Below are 14,057 nucleotides of genomic sequence, written 5' to 3' on the forward strand. Positions count from 1 at the left end.
AAATAAATAATAAGAAAAAAATTTAGAAAGGGTTTGATAAAAATTATTTTTTAAAAATAATAGAATGGGATTAGAAATAGTGCTCATACAGCTCTTTTTACATTTGTTAGTCATAGAGTATGTTCTATTACATAAATATCTTAGGTATTTTAGCAGTTGTTGTAAGTTCAAGATGAATACTAAGCGTCAAAGAGAACTTGCAGGGGGAGAAGAAGGAGATTTAGATAAAGTGTGAGATGTTGAGTTCATATAATTTAAGAGAAAAACTTTTAGATTAAAAGAAATAAGCACTACTAAAAGATGAATTTTATATAGTATACTAAGTCGATAATATAAAGGAAGGAATAGTATGTTTTTTTCTTGTATAAATAAACAAAATTTAAAGTGGATTATTTTAGTAGTCATTGTCAGTATATGGATTGCTACATATACTGAAGAAAATTCGGATTTAGAGCAAATAGGCAATATCCTTTTACTTGCAGGGCAAGTGCTAATTGTATTGGGTTTCGGGAAAGAGTAAAAAATAAACATTAAGTTATTTTTTTATAAAATATATCCTTATCATAAACTTAAGGAAAAAAGTTGTAAGAACTATGAATTAAACTTTATGCAGTAAAACAAGTTATTGAACAAGGCAAAACAGCAGATCAGGTAGCTAGAGAATTAGAGGATGCTCAGCAAATACGAAGTCAATAGATTCAAAGTATAATGAAGATTCCTAAGCAGTTTTCTTCAAAAAGGAGTTTTTCATATAATTACTATTATGAAAAAATTTATTTGCACCCATACTAATAAGGAAATCGAGTTTAAAAGGAGATTTTCATATGGCAACTTATACAGGTGTTGTAAAATGGTTTGACAATGAACGTGGTTATGGTTTTATTTCTTGTAATGAAGGAGAAGATGTCTTTGTACATCATACACAAGTAAAGGAAAAAAGTCATAACAAAGATTTACATGAAGGTGAAGCTGTAACTTTTGATACAATTGAAAATGAAAAAGGTCTATCAGCTATTAACGTACAAAAATTTTAGGTTTATAGGATGGAAGGAGCTTACTCATGAATCGTGTACATTATTATGTAACTGGATTACAAAATTCACAGAATAAAACACAGATTAAGAATGCTTTAGATCAAATAGAAGGTGTTCAGATGGTGAATGTAGACTTAGGAAGAGGCTCTATTGAAGTAGGGTATAGTGAGTCTGCAAGTGAATGTGAAATTAAAGATTGTATAGAGCATACAGGTTTTACGATTAAGTCAAATTAAATAGAAGGAAGCCCTCTGTAATCCAAGCACGATTAGAGAGGGCTATTTTTATAGAATAGAAATAGGGTACATACCACTTTCTTATCCTACAAGAAAAAGATTAGACTTTAACTTTATAGGAATTTACTGGTATAATGAAAAGGTATAAAAAGAGAATAGGAATATTAATGGAGGGAAATTATGCAGTACCAAGTTAAAACAGTAACTGAAAAAGTAGATTGGGCACAAATTGAAAGAATAGATATTATGAACTATCCATGGGGAAGTGATTACATGCCTCATACTTCTGCCTGGCTTTATAGGGTTGAAGGAGAAGGCTTTTATTTAAAGATGAGATGTGAAGAAAATGAGCCAAAAGCTGTTTATAAAGAAGCCAATGACCCTGTTTATAAAGATAGCTGTATGGAATTCTTTGCAAACTTCTATCCAGAAGATGAAAAAGCAGGCTATATGAACTTTGAAATGAATAGTAATGGAGCTATTTTATGTGAATATGGTCATCCAGGAGATCGTTTTTATTTAAAAGATAAAGGTTTTGACTATCCTAAACCAATTGTTACAAAAGGTGAAGGATACTGGGAAGTAGAACTGATGATACCCGATACACTTATTCAAGCTGTTTATGGACATGACCATATGACTACAAGTGGTAGGATTAAAGGGAACTTCTATAAATGTGGAGATGAAACACATACAGCGCACTATGGTTGCTGGAATCCTATAGAAAATGAATATCCTGCATTCCATAAACCAGAGTTCTTTGGTGAACTTATTTTAGGATAAGAATATAAAAAGCTGACTTCATTAATGAAGTCAGCTTTTTATATATGAGAGAAGATCTACTTTTATAGCATTTAAGAGAGACCTAAATTTCTAGAGTGGGAGTAATAGGAGGATGAGATATTTTTTTATGAATACGATTGGAACTCATAACAAGTGTATCATGAGCCTCAATAATCGTAGTACCATTAGGAATAATAATCTTTTCACCACGTTTGATCATAATAACAAGATGGTCAGGAGTAGGTGAAAATTCTGCAATGGTTTTAGAGGTCCACTTGCTATTAGGCTGAATATGGAATTCTGTAAGTTCTAGAGAAACACTGCTTTCAAAAGGCGGTGCACTCAAAATTACGATATCGTCCGGTAAAAGGACGGTGTTTCCATTAGGAATAATGGTTTGACCTTGACGCATAAGCATAACGAGAAGGGTATGAGGTGGCAGTATAAGTTGATGAATAGACTGGTTAGCCCAAGGGTGGTCAGCTGTTAGAATAAGTTCAATAAACTGTACTTGCACTTCTTCTGTATAATCTGTAAAGGTTTTAAGGACATCCGCATGAGGGTCAATCATATGAAGCTTTTTGGCAACGAAAGGGAGTAGTGTGCCTTGAAAAGTAATAGAAAGCAGTACAATACAAAAGACAATATGGAAAAGATCATACTGTGTATAAGCAGGACTAATTGTTGCTAAAATAGCAAATACAATAGAAGATGCCCCCCTAAGACCTGACCAGGATACCAAAAGTTGTTGCATAAGAGGAGCTTTAAAAGGTGTTAGAATAAGTCCTACCGCGAGTGGTCTTGCAATAAACGTTAAAAAGAGCGCAATAGCAAGAGCAGGAAGTAGCACAGAAGGCAGTAATGAAGGAAAAGCAAGAAGTCCTAACAGGAAGAAAATAAGCATTTGCATAAGCCCTGTTATCCCATCGAAGAAATGGACTAAAGCACGTTTGTTAGGAAGTGGACGATTCCCTAAAATAAGACCTACTAAATAAACACTAAGATAGCCATTTCCGCCTACTAAGGAAGGAAGTGCATAAGCTAAAAGTGCAGTTGCTAAGACAAAGGCTGCATCAAAACCTGCTGTTACAAATTGAAAATGATTTAAAATCCATAAAGCAATACAAGCAACCAAAATACCTATAAGTATGCCATATACAACTTGAGCAAACAGCATATACAAGATGGAACCTGTATGTATAGGTTCTAGCATAAGAGATAAAGCAATAAGTGTCAGCATATAAGAGAAGGGGTCGTTACTACCGCTCTCTACTTCTAGCATAGAAGCTGTATGTAATTTAAGATTAAGCCTTTTAGAACGCAATATGGAAAAGACAGAGGCTGCATCGGTAGAACTAATAACTGCGCCTATAAGGAAACTTTCTAATACAGGCATGGCTAAAACGACATGACAGAAAAGTCCTGTTAAAAGGGCAGTTAGTAAAACGCCTAAAGTGGAGAGTAAAATGGATTGTGGTGCAATGCAAATAGCATCTTTTAACCTTGTTCCAAAGCCACCATAAAACATAATAAATATAAGAGATACAGAGCAGATCTGCTCTGCAAAAGAATAATTTTCAAATGGAATTTTAACAAAACCATCGGAACCAAAGAACATGCCTAGCAAGATAAAAATAAGAAGTGTAGGGATGCCCCATCTACTTGAAAGTTTGTTGAAAGCAATACACGAGATGATAACCACAGAAGTCACTAGAAGAGTAAGTGCCATAAGATTCCTCCTTTGAAAATAGCCTTTTAGTATATCCCTATGCTATGAGGGGTATAAATAGGCGTAGTTTTTAGAAAAGCTTATTTAAAAAATAAGTTATTTTATGTTATGATAAATATTATCATAAATATTATTATACACTGTAAACTAAGAAAGGAGTAGAGTATGGAGCAGATTAATTATATTGTTGTTTTTCTAGAAGGAATATTTTCATTTTTATCACCTTGTGTTTTGCCCATTCTGCCGGTTTATTTAGCTGTTTTATCAAAAAGTGTTAATGAGGATACAATGCGTAAACGTTCTGTACTTATTAGGAATACCCTCTTATTTATATTAGGTATTTCCACTGCCTTTTTTATATTAGGGACAGGCATAAGTGTCTTTAGAGTCTTTTTAAATACGTATATGAAGTGGATTTTAATAGTAGGCGGTCTCATGATTGTAGGTCTGGGGCTATTTTCTATAGGAGATTTGAACATACCTTTTTTACAAAGGGAAAGAAGGTTTCATTATCAAATGAAGGAGATGAGACCTTGGACAGCGTATTTATTAGGATTTACTTTTAGTTTTGGATGGACACCTTGTATAGGACCTATGTTAGCTTCTGTACTTGTACTAGCCTCTACTAGACATGCAGTAGAAGGTAATATCCTGCTTTTATTATATACAGCAGGTTTTACAGTGCCATTCCTATTGATTGCCTTATTTTCTGAGAAGATGATTAATCTTTTAGATAAGCTTAAAAAGCATATGGGAAAGATTCAAAAAATAGGTGGCTTTATTCTAATTGTCATGGGGCTTTTAATGTTTACAAAAGGTATTACAATGCCGGAGTATGTTCAGCCTTCTAATGAGCAGCAAGGAAGTGAAAAGAGTCAGCAGATACCTATGGCACCAGACTTTACACTGGTAGACCAATATGGACAAGAGCATACTTTAAGTGATTATAAAGGGAAAGTAGTCTTTATCAATTTCTGGGCTACTTGGTGTCCACCATGTAAAGCAGAACTACCCGATATAGAAGAAATTTATAGAGAGTATGGTATGAATAAAGATGATGTAGTGATTTTAGGTATGACCTTCCCGAATATGGATAGAGAAAAGTCTAAAGAAGAGATTATAGAGTTTATTGAAGAAGAAGGATATACTTTCCCAACTTTATTTGATGAAAGCATGGAGCTTGCCTATAAATATTATATTAATGCCTTTCCTACAACTTTTTTAATTAATAAAGATGGGACAGTAGAAGGTTATGCAAGCGGTATGTTAACAAAAGAAACAATGAAAGAAATTATTGAAAAACTTAGATGATGCCTAAAGCATTATCTAAGTTTTTGTGTTTTTAGAGTGCAAATCTTATAGGCCAAGTAAATCATAAAACATTAATGAACTGTTTGCATTACAGGTCTTATATCTATCAGACAAAGGAAATTTGGCGTAGACGTCTTGAATTACTTTACAAGCATATGAGCTTACCACTTTATATGCAGCCATATACTTCAGCTTATTTTATCCAGCATTTTAGGAGAAAGGTTGATAGAAATAGAAAGGATGTGTATAACTAAGGTTTGAAAAAAATCTAAATACATTATAAAATATTATAAAATATATTATCTCGTATTAAAAAGGAGAAGATTATGTATATTATACCGACACCTTATAAAGTCATCTTGCAAGAAGGGATTTTTAAGTTGCGTCCAGATACTTTACTTTTATTAGAAGTATCTTGTAATGCAGAAGATTTAAAGGCAGTACAACTTTTAAAAGAAGAAATACTTATAGAGTTAGGACTTGACTTAAAAATTAACAAAGGGTTTAAGCCTTTTGAAAAGTTATCAGCTATTAGGCTAAGCAAGGTAGAAGGAGAAAAAGAAGCCTATAAGCTTTCTATTAATGAAAAAGGTGTACAGATTATAGGTGGAAGTTCAACAGGGCTTTTTTATGGGCTACAAACCTTAAGACAAATTATAAGACAGCAAAGAACATCTTTAAATTATATGATGATTGAAGATAAGCCTTATTTCAAGCATAGAGGTTTTTATCACGATGTAACTAGAGGTAAGGTACCCACTTTAGAGACACTTAAGTTATTAGTAGACCGTTTAGCTTACTATAAAATCAATCAGTTTCAGCTTTATATAGAGCATACTTTTGCTTTTAAAGGCATGAGTGAAGTATGGGTAGATAAAGACCCACTAACTGCAGAAGAAATTCTTATATTAGATGTTTATTGCAAGGAGAGACATATAGAGCTTATCCCTTCTTTATCTACTTTTGGCCATTTATATGAAGTACTACGTACCCATTCGTTTACCGAGTTATGTGAGCTTGAACACGTAAGAGAAGAACCTTATCTTTTTACAGGGCGTAATCATACCCTAAATGCAACAGATGTAAGAAGTATAGAGCTTGTTAAAAATATGTTAGAGCAGTATATACCACTATTTAGATCAGATATTTTTAATATTTGCTGTGATGAAACCTTTGAACTAGGTAAAGGGAAGAGTAAAGCCTATGCAGATAAAGTAGGTGTAGGGAAGCTTTATACACAGTTTTTAAACCAAATTGTAGAATTTGTAAAAGGGCATGGTAAAAAAGTTATGTTTTGGAGTGATGTTATTTTACATCATCCAGAACTCCTTAATGAAATACCAGAAGATGTTATAGGGTTAACATGGGATTATTTAAGCAGTGCGGATGGAGAAGGCATTAGAACCATAGCAAAGGCGGGGAGAAGTCAGTATGTATGTCCTGGAGTAGGAGGATGGAGTATGATGATGAACCTGGTAGGTAATGCATTTGAGAATATAAGAAGAATGGTAGCTTATGGTGTAGAAAATGGTGCTATTGGTGTACTTAATACAGATTGGGGTGACTTTGGACATGTAAATTTCCTAGGGAACTCTATACCAGGTATGGCTTATGGAGCCGGTTTATCTTGGAATCCTAATGGGGAAAAAGATTTTGAAACGATGTATGAGGCGATTTCACTTCTTGAATTTGGAGACCATAGTAAGCAGGTAGTAGGCTTACTTCATAAATTATCAGCAAGTCAAAATGTAGGTTGGTGTGAGCTCGTACGCTGGAAAGAAAAGGGGGAACATCCGGACTGGCTAGATATAGATAAGATTTTAAGGGGGTATCAAGTAGCTACCCAAGTAGGTGAGGCATTAGTCGATTTAAGTGGGGAACTTAAACGATACCCTATAGATATGAAAGGATTTATAGTAGCTGCAAAAGGAATCCAGCTTATTGACTTATTCTATCTCTATTTAATAAAAGGTGAAGAAATGCTGGAAGGAGCTGAGGAAGGTTATACGCCTTGGAAATTAGCAGAAGCCTTTGAGGAATGGATCTATGAGTTCCAAAATGTATGGCGTATGCAAAATAAAGAAAGTGAATTGGCTAAGGTAAGAGAAGTGGTTATGTATGTATGCCATATATTACGTACATCCAAATAAAAATATAAATTATATGAGGTGAACAAAAGATGAGTAAACAAATTACAACGGTTATTATTGGACTTGGGGGACGTGGTAAAGATACCTATGCAGAGTATATTAGACAAAATCCAGATAAAATGAAAATAGTAGCCATTGCAGATATTGAACCAGAGAAAGTAGATAAAGTATCTAAAGCTTTTAATATTCCAAGAGAAATGTGTTTTGAGAGTGCAGATGATTTACTTAAAGAAGAAAAGCTAGCTGATACAGCGCTTATTTGTACACAAGATAGAGATCATGTAGAGGAAGCACTTGTAGCCCTTGAAAGAGGCTACCATTTACTTCTTGAAAAGCCAATCTCACCAGAACTTGAAGAATGTAAACAGTTACTGGCAGCAGCTAAAAAATATAATAAACATGTTATTGTATGCCATGTTTTACGTTACACACCTTTCTATGAAACCATTAAAGCTATGATTACAGAAGGTAAAATTGGGGAAGTTGTAAGTATTCAAGCTATTGAGAATGTGGCATATTGGCATCAGGCACACAGTTTTGTAAGAGGTAATTGGAGAAGAAGTGATGAGACAAGCCCTATGATTCTTGCAAAATGTTGCCATGACATGGATATTCTATTATGGCTTGCAGACAAACGCTGCAAAAAGGTAAGTTCATTTGGTAGTACTTACTTATTTAAGGCAGAAAAAGCACCCGAAGGAGCAGCTATGAGATGTATGGATGGCTGCAAATGCCAAGATGAGTGTCCATATGATGCAGTGAAATGTTACATAGATGATCCTAAAATGGGTATTAAACATGGCAATACAGGATGGCCAGTTAATATTGTAGCCCTTGACCCAACCCTTGAAAAGGTAACAGAGGCATTAAAAGAAGGTCCATATGGTAGATGTGTTTACCATTGTGATAATGATGTGGTAGACCATCAGGTTGTTAACTTAGAACTTGAAGAGGGTGTAACCATTAACTTTACTATGAGTGCTTTTACAGGTAGATGCTACCGTTATCTTAAAATCATGGGTACACAGGGTTGTATCGAGGGACATATGGATAAAAACTTAGTGGTATATGAACCATTTGGTGGTGAAAAAGTAGAAATTGATATTACAAAACAAGGTGAAAGCTTAGCAGGACATGGTGGTGGAGATTACCGCATGATGGACCGATTTATAGAATTAATACAAAATCCAGAAGCTAATACAAGTATGGGTACAACCATTGAGCGTTCTATTGAAAGCCATGTTGTCGCACTGTTAGCTGAAGAATCTAGAATAAATGGTGGTAAGTGTTTAAGTCTTGAATAAGAAGAGGGTGATTCATTGAATCTCACTTATTTAAAATATGCATTAGAAGTAGAAAAAACAGGTTCTATTACCAAGGCTGCCCAGCATCTTTTTATGGGGCAGCCTAATCTAAGTAAAGCCATTAAAGAATTAGAGGAAAGTATAGGTATTACACTTTTTGAGAGGACTTCTAAGGGAGTTCTTGTTACCCAGGAAGGTAAGACATTTCTTAGTCAGGCCCACCATATTATAGAGCAGATAGACCGGATGGAAGCGCAGTATAGACCTGTTACAAAACCTAAATTATATTTTAATATTTCTGTACCAAGAGCAAGTTATATTACCTATGCTTTTACACGTTTTGTTAATAGTCTAGAAGAGGGTGAAGGATTAGAAATTAACTTTAAGGAGACAAATTCTATAGAAGCAGTACGTAATATCTTAGAATGTCATTACCAGCTTGGCATTATGAGATACCCTTTAGAGTATGAGAAGTATTTTATGCACCTTATTGAGGATAAGGCATTTGAAATGCAGAAAATATGGGAGTTTGAGGATGTACTGCTTATGTCTAAAGAACATCCTTTAGCAAGGAAAGAGTCTATTGTGCGAGAAGACCTTATACCTTACATCGAACTGATACATGGAGATCTGATGGTGCCTAATGTATCGGAAGAACTTAAGAAAAAAAAAGAAAAAGACTTTGTTAAAAAACATATTCTAGTATATGAAAGAGGGAGCCAGTTTGACCTATTAAGACAGGTGCCTACAACTTATATGCATGTCTCCCCTGTACCAGAAAACTTGTTAGAACATTATCAACTTGTCCAACGTCGATGTGAAGATTTGGTTCAAAAAAATAAAGATGTACTCATTTATTCTAAGCATCATCGTCTTACAACAATAGAAGAAAGATTTATAAAAGAGTTGATAAAAGTGCAGCAAGAAATGAAGCATATCTATAAGTATATATAGGTATGCTTTTTTTTATATTACCTATAAAATATAAAACGGTGTTAAAATTATAACATAGAAGATAAATTTGAATTGCAAATAGCATAGGGGGGGCAAGTCATATGTCACGATTTACATTACCAAGAGATATTTATTATGGAAAAGGTTGTTTAGAGACGCTTAAAACACTTAAAGGCAAACGTGCTGTACTCGTTTTAGGTGGAGGTTCTATGAAACGTTTTGGTTTTGTAGACCAAGTTGTTCGTTATTTAAAAGAGGCACATATAGAAGTCCAGCTTTTTGAAAATGTAGAACCAGACCCATCTGTGGAAACAGTTATGGTAGGTGCTCAGTTTATGAGAGAATTTGAGCCAGACTGGATTATTGCTATGGGAGGCGGTTCACCTATTGATGCCGCTAAGGCTATGTGGGCCTTTTATGAATATCCAGATACAACTTTTGAAGACCTGATCACGCCTTTTAATTTCCCAGAGCTTAGAACAAAAGCTAGATTTTTGGCTATCCCTTCTACATCAGGTACAGCAACGGAAGTTACAGCTTTCTCTGTTATTACAGACTATGCAAAAGGTATTAAGTATCCATTAGCAGATTTTAATATTACACCAGATATCGCAGTAGTAGATCCTCTTCTTGCAGAAACGATGCCACCAAAACTTACAGCACATACAGGAATGGATGCTTTAACCCATGCTATAGAAGCTTATGTTTCTACTTTAAACTCACCTTTTACAGATCCACTTGCTTTAAAGGCTATTCATATGGTATTTGACTATTTACCAGCTTCTTATGAAGGAGATAAGGAAGCAAGAGAGCAGATGCATTATGGACAATGTCTTGCAGGTATGGCTTTTTCAAATGCTCTTTTAGGTATTGTCCATTCTATGGCACATAAAACAGGAGCAGCCTTCTCAACAGGACATATTCCACATGGCTGTGCTAATGCTATTTATTTACCTTATGTTATTCAGTTTAATGCTCAATGTGCTGAGAAACGCTATGCTGATATTGCAAGATTTGTTGGTCTTGAGGGAGAAAGTGATAAAGAACTTGTGCAAAAACTTTGTGAGAAAATCGATGACTATAATGTGAAATTAGGTATTCCAAAAACATTAAAAGAGTTTGGGATTAATGAAGAGGAATTTAAGGCTAAAGTCAGTGAAATTGCTAAATTAGCTGTAGGAGATGCTTGCACAGGTTCTAATCCTAGATCCATTACACCGAGTGAGATGGAGAGACTTTTAACATGTACTTATTATGGAAATAAAGTAGAATTCTAAGAAATAAAAGATTAAAAACCGGTAAAGAATCCTTTATGAAAGGATAGTCTTCTACCGGTTTTTGTGTTTTAATAGAAAAAGATAAACTCATATAAAAGAAAAGGAGAAGAACAATGAAATACATTATTTTTTCTGATATACATGGCTCAGCAAGTCGTACAAAAAAAGTTTTAGAGATTTTCGAAAAAGAACAATGCGATAAAATGATTATTTTAGGAGATGTGCTTTATCATGGCCCACGCAATGATTTGCCAGAGGGACATGGACCTAAAGAGGTGGTAACGCTGCTAAATCACTATAAAGACCGTATTATTTGCGTAAGAGGAAACTGTGAAGCAGAGGTAGACCAGATGGTTCTAGAGTTTGCATGTATGGAGACTTATACACGTATTATAGAGGGAGAGAGAACACTTTTTGCTACGCATGGGCATCACTATAGCCCAGAGAAGCTTCCTATGCTTAAAGCAGGGGATGTATTTCTTTATGGGCATACGCACCTTTGGGAGCTAAGTGAAAAGGAAGGAATTCGTATTTGCAATCCAGGATCTATTAGTCTTCCAAAAGAAAATAGACCAGCTACTTATGCTCTTTATAATGAGGGAAAGCTAAGTGTTTACACACTAGAGGGGGAATGCTTAGCACAAGAGTAAAGGAGATATAAAAAAGTTTTTTCTATAAAAAGTCTTCCTAAGGGCATACTAAGAAAAAATGCTTCTAAAGGATGATTTATACATGACAATTATTTTATATTTTATTATTATACTTTTAACCAATATGATTCAGGGTATTACTGGATTTGCAGGTACAGTACTTGCCATGCCTTTTTGTATATTGCTTTTAGGTATAGGTATTGCTAAACCTGTATTAAACATTTTAACCATTATTGCTTGTACTCTTATTGTTGTAAGATCCTATAAGCATATTGTATGGAAAGAATTTTTTAAGATGACAGGGATTATGTTTGTCGGTGTCTTTATTGGAGAGTATGTATATACCTTATTTCCAGTAGATATTTTACTTACTCTTTATGCCATCTTTATCATCTTTATTGCACTTAAAGGTCTATTTGTTAAGAAAGAATTTGATTTGAACGAAGGGATTTTAATCGGCATTATTCTATCAGCGGGGATTATTCATGGCATGTTTATTTCAGGTGGGCCACTTCTCATTATTTATGCAGTGAAAAAAATCAAGGATAAGGAAAGCTTTAGAGCAACTTTATCACCTGTATGGATTGTACTCAATATATATATTTTAATAAAGCAACTCTTTTTGGGAATTATTACAGTACCTATGGTAAACTTAGTTTTAATAGGTATACCTGCATTAATGATTGGGGTCATTATAGGAGGGCAAATGGCAAAGAAGATGAGTCAACAGACTTTTATGAGGCTTTCCTATGTACTTCTACTGATATCTGGGGTGAGTTTAATTATTTAAACACAAATTGAAAGAGAGAAAATAGAATGTTTACAAATAGGGATTTATACAAACTCATTATTCCACTTATTATTGAGCAGCTTTTAGCTGTTACAGTTGGTATGGCAGATGTGATGATGGTTGCAACAGCAGGGGAAGCAGCTGTTTCAGGCGTATCACTTGTAGATATGATCAATGTACTTATTATTAATATTTTTGCAGCACTTGCGACAGGAGGGGCAGTCGTATGTGCCCAGTGTATTGGGCGTAAACAAAAAAAGGAAGCGGGTGAGTATGCTAAACAGTTACTTTTTATTGTTAGTACGATCTCCATAACAATTGCTCTTTTTGTTTTAATATTTAAAGAGCCTTTATTACAACTGGTGTTTGGCAAGATTGAAGCAGAGGTGATGAAAAATGCTTTAACCTATATAATCATTTCTGCTTTGTCTTACCCCTTTTTAGCCCTCTATAACGGAGCGGCAGCCCTGTTCAGAGCGATAGGAAATTCAAAAATATCTATGAAAATATCTATTTTAATGAACGTATTGAATATTATAGGTAACGCTATATTTGTCTTTGGTTTTAACATGGGTGTAGCAGGTGTTGCTTTATCTTCTTTATTTTCACGTATGCTTGCCGCATGTATGATGCTTATACTCCTTAATAAACCAAATGAACTTCTGTACATAGAATCCTTATGGAAAATACGCCCTGAAGGTTGGAGACTAAAAAGGATTTTGGGTATTGGTATACCCAATGCTCTAGAAAATAGTATGTTCCAGTTAGGGCGTGTGCTTGTAGTAAGTATTATTTCAGGATTTGGTACAGTACAGATTGCAGCCAATGCTGTAGCGAATAACCTCGATGCATTAGGATGTATACCAGGGCAGGCTATGAGCCTTGCTATGATTACGGTTGTAGGACAGTGCGTGGGGGCTGGAGACTATAAAGCTGTTAAGTATTATACAAAAAAACTCCTTAAGATGACGTATGTGTTTACTATTCTAGTCAATGCCAGCATCTTAATAGGCTTACCGTTTATATTATCTATTTATAAGCTTTCTCCAGAAACACTAAAGCTTGCAACTATTTTAGTACTCATTCATGATGGGTGTGCTATGTTGATGTGGCCAGCAGCCTTTACACTTCCTAATGCACTACGTGCAGCCAATGATGTGAAGTTTACGATGGTGGTTTCCATTTTCTCTATGTGGACCTTTAGAATTTTATTTAGTGTCATTTTAGGAAAAGGAATGGGACTTGGTGCTATAGGCGTATGGATTGCTATGATTATGGATTGGATTTTTAGGCTGACATGTTTTATAATAAGATTTAGACGAGAAAAATGGCGTCTAAAAAGTGGCTTATAGTATGCTCGTCTTAGAAGATGTATAGCGAAAGAGGAGAAATAATGGAAGAATTATATAACTTAATTGAAGATAAAATTAGAAGTGCAGGTTATTTAGGTGCTGTAAACGGTATGGAAGTTTACGATGAAATCTGTGATGAAATTGATGGTAAAGAAAATGGGAGCTACATTTTCATGTCTAAAAAAGAAGATAACGTATTCTTTGAATACAAAATTGACGTAATGGATGAGGAATTTAACTTGTCTTATGTGAATATTAATACACCAGATGGCATCATTCATGTAGATTTTGATGCAGAATAAAAAGAGCTACATTATTTCTGAGAAATGCAATGGATGCGGAGCATGTAAAGTGGTTTGCCCTAAACATTGTATTAGTCGTGGGAAGCCCTATGTGATTCAGCAAGAGCGTTGCATTAAGTGTGGCTTATGTGTGACAAGATGCTGGAGAAAAGTAATTGTGAGACAAGAATGATGCAAAAAGGGCT

Annotated in this window: 15 protein-coding genes; 14 read left to right on the forward strand and 1 reads right to left on the reverse strand. The window is 34.6% G+C overall.

The window, feature by feature from the left end; translation table 11 throughout:
- The first annotated feature begins 349 nt into the window (after positions 1-349).
- The 4 genes from H8718_RS09490 to H8718_RS09505 all read left to right on the forward strand — a co-directional run bounded on the left by H8718_RS09490 (position 350) and on the right by H8718_RS09505 (position 2,053).
- Positions 350-520 carry a hypothetical protein gene (locus tag H8718_RS09490; RefSeq protein ID WP_177672291.1) on the forward strand — a complete coding sequence of 57 codons (171 nt, stop codon included), beginning with the start codon at positions 350-352 and terminating at the stop codon, positions 518-520.
- A 304-nt stretch (positions 521-824) separates the two neighbouring features.
- Complete coding sequence (locus H8718_RS09495; RefSeq protein ID WP_177672290.1) at positions 825-1,034, forward strand: cold-shock protein; 210 nt, start codon at positions 825-827, stop codon at positions 1,032-1,034.
- Between the two features lie 26 nt (positions 1,035-1,060).
- Complete coding sequence (locus tag H8718_RS09500; RefSeq protein ID WP_177672289.1) at positions 1,061-1,270, forward strand: heavy-metal-associated domain-containing protein; 210 nt, start codon at positions 1,061-1,063, stop codon at positions 1,268-1,270.
- Positions 1,271-1,450: 180 nt separating this feature from the next.
- Positions 1,451-2,053, forward strand: a complete 603-nt coding sequence (locus H8718_RS09505; RefSeq protein WP_249332711.1) for a carbohydrate-binding family 9-like protein — start codon at positions 1,451-1,453, stop codon at positions 2,051-2,053.
- 82 nt (positions 2,054-2,135) lie between these two features.
- Here the strand turns inward: H8718_RS09505 and H8718_RS09510 are convergent, their stop codons facing one another.
- Positions 2,136-3,782 (reverse strand): potassium/proton antiporter, encoded by a 1,647-nt coding sequence (locus H8718_RS09510; RefSeq protein WP_249332712.1) that lies wholly within the window; start codon positions 3,780-3,782, stop codon positions 2,136-2,138.
- Between the two features lie 165 nt (positions 3,783-3,947).
- Between H8718_RS09510 and H8718_RS09515 the strand changes: the two genes are divergently transcribed.
- The 10 genes from H8718_RS09515 to H8718_RS21070 all read left to right on the forward strand — a co-directional run bounded on the left by H8718_RS09515 (position 3,948) and on the right by H8718_RS21070 (position 14,044).
- The gene (locus H8718_RS09515) at positions 3,948-5,093 is read left to right on the forward strand and encodes a cytochrome c biogenesis protein/redoxin (protein WP_177672286.1); all 1,146 of its coding nucleotides are present in this window, start codon (positions 3,948-3,950) and stop codon (positions 5,091-5,093) included.
- Between the two features lie 326 nt (positions 5,094-5,419).
- Positions 5,420-7,243: a glycoside hydrolase family 20 zincin-like fold domain-containing protein gene (locus H8718_RS09520; protein WP_249332713.1), complete on the forward strand. Its 1,824-nt coding sequence runs from the start codon at positions 5,420-5,422 to the stop codon at positions 7,241-7,243.
- Between the two features lie 29 nt (positions 7,244-7,272).
- Entirely contained in the window at positions 7,273-8,547 is a 1,275-nt protein-coding gene (locus tag H8718_RS09525; protein ID WP_249332714.1) for a Gfo/Idh/MocA family protein, read from the forward strand.
- A gap of 15 nt (positions 8,548-8,562) precedes the next feature.
- On the forward strand, positions 8,563-9,501 hold the full coding sequence (locus H8718_RS09530; RefSeq protein WP_249332715.1) for a LysR family transcriptional regulator: 939 nt from the start codon (positions 8,563-8,565) through the stop codon (positions 9,499-9,501).
- A 101-nt stretch (positions 9,502-9,602) separates the two neighbouring features.
- The gene (locus H8718_RS09535) at positions 9,603-10,778 is read left to right on the forward strand and encodes an iron-containing alcohol dehydrogenase (protein ID WP_249332716.1); all 1,176 of its coding nucleotides are present in this window, start codon (positions 9,603-9,605) and stop codon (positions 10,776-10,778) included.
- Between the two features lie 113 nt (positions 10,779-10,891).
- The gene (gene yfcE, locus H8718_RS09540) at positions 10,892-11,428 is read left to right on the forward strand and encodes a phosphodiesterase (RefSeq protein ID WP_177672281.1); all 537 of its coding nucleotides are present in this window, start codon (positions 10,892-10,894) and stop codon (positions 11,426-11,428) included.
- Between the two features lie 82 nt (positions 11,429-11,510).
- Positions 11,511-12,218, forward strand: coding sequence for a sulfite exporter TauE/SafE family protein (locus H8718_RS09545; RefSeq protein ID WP_177672280.1), 708 nt, complete (start codon positions 11,511-11,513; stop codon positions 12,216-12,218).
- A gap of 26 nt (positions 12,219-12,244) precedes the next feature.
- Positions 12,245-13,570, forward strand: coding sequence for an MATE family efflux transporter (locus H8718_RS09550; RefSeq protein WP_177672279.1), 1,326 nt, complete (start codon positions 12,245-12,247; stop codon positions 13,568-13,570).
- 41 nt (positions 13,571-13,611) lie between these two features.
- Entirely contained in the window at positions 13,612-13,872 is a 261-nt protein-coding gene (locus H8718_RS09555) for a hypothetical protein (protein WP_177672278.1), read from the forward strand.
- Positions 13,862-14,044 carry an indolepyruvate ferredoxin oxidoreductase subunit alpha gene (locus H8718_RS21070; RefSeq protein WP_177672277.1) on the forward strand — a complete coding sequence of 61 codons (183 nt, stop codon included), beginning with the start codon at positions 13,862-13,864 and terminating at the stop codon, positions 14,042-14,044. Before H8718_RS09555 ends, H8718_RS21070 begins: the two co-directional genes overlap by 11 nt.
- Positions 14,045-14,057: the final 13 nt, after the last annotated feature.

It is taken from the genome of Zhenhengia yiwuensis (assembly GCF_014384995.1).
Taxonomy (GTDB): Bacteria; Bacillota; Clostridia; order Lachnospirales; family Cellulosilyticaceae; genus Zhenhengia; species Zhenhengia yiwuensis.

Bases quoted from the DNA above. Each gene is read 5' to 3' on its own strand.
- H8718_RS09490 (WP_177672291.1), top strand. From the start codon at position 350: ATGTTTTTTTCTTGTATAAATAAACAAAATTTAAAGTGGATTATTTTA.
- H8718_RS09495 (WP_177672290.1), top strand. From the start codon at position 825: ATGGCAACTTATACAGGTGTTGTAAAATGGTTTGACAATGAACGTGGT.
- H8718_RS09500 (WP_177672289.1), top strand. From the start codon at position 1,061: ATGAATCGTGTACATTATTATGTAACTGGATTACAAAATTCACAGAAT.
- H8718_RS09505 (WP_249332711.1), top strand. From the start codon at position 1,451: ATGCAGTACCAAGTTAAAACAGTAACTGAAAAAGTAGATTGGGCACAA.
- H8718_RS09510 (WP_249332712.1), bottom strand. From the start codon at position 3,782: ATGGCACTTACTCTTCTAGTGACTTCTGTGGTTATCATCTCGTGTATT.
- H8718_RS09515 (WP_177672286.1), top strand. From the start codon at position 3,948: ATGGAGCAGATTAATTATATTGTTGTTTTTCTAGAAGGAATATTTTCA.
- H8718_RS09520 (WP_249332713.1), top strand. From the start codon at position 5,420: ATGTATATTATACCGACACCTTATAAAGTCATCTTGCAAGAAGGGATT.
- H8718_RS09525 (WP_249332714.1), top strand. From the start codon at position 7,273: ATGAGTAAACAAATTACAACGGTTATTATTGGACTTGGGGGACGTGGT.
- H8718_RS09535 (WP_249332716.1), top strand. From the start codon at position 9,603: ATGTCACGATTTACATTACCAAGAGATATTTATTATGGAAAAGGTTGT.
- yfcE (WP_177672281.1), top strand. From the start codon at position 10,892: ATGAAATACATTATTTTTTCTGATATACATGGCTCAGCAAGTCGTACA.
- H8718_RS09545 (WP_177672280.1), top strand. From the start codon at position 11,511: ATGACAATTATTTTATATTTTATTATTATACTTTTAACCAATATGATT.
- H8718_RS09550 (WP_177672279.1), top strand. From the start codon at position 12,245: ATGTTTACAAATAGGGATTTATACAAACTCATTATTCCACTTATTATT.
- H8718_RS09555 (WP_177672278.1), top strand. From the start codon at position 13,612: ATGGAAGAATTATATAACTTAATTGAAGATAAAATTAGAAGTGCAGGT.
- H8718_RS21070 (WP_177672277.1), top strand. From the start codon at position 13,862: ATGCAGAATAAAAAGAGCTACATTATTTCTGAGAAATGCAATGGATGC.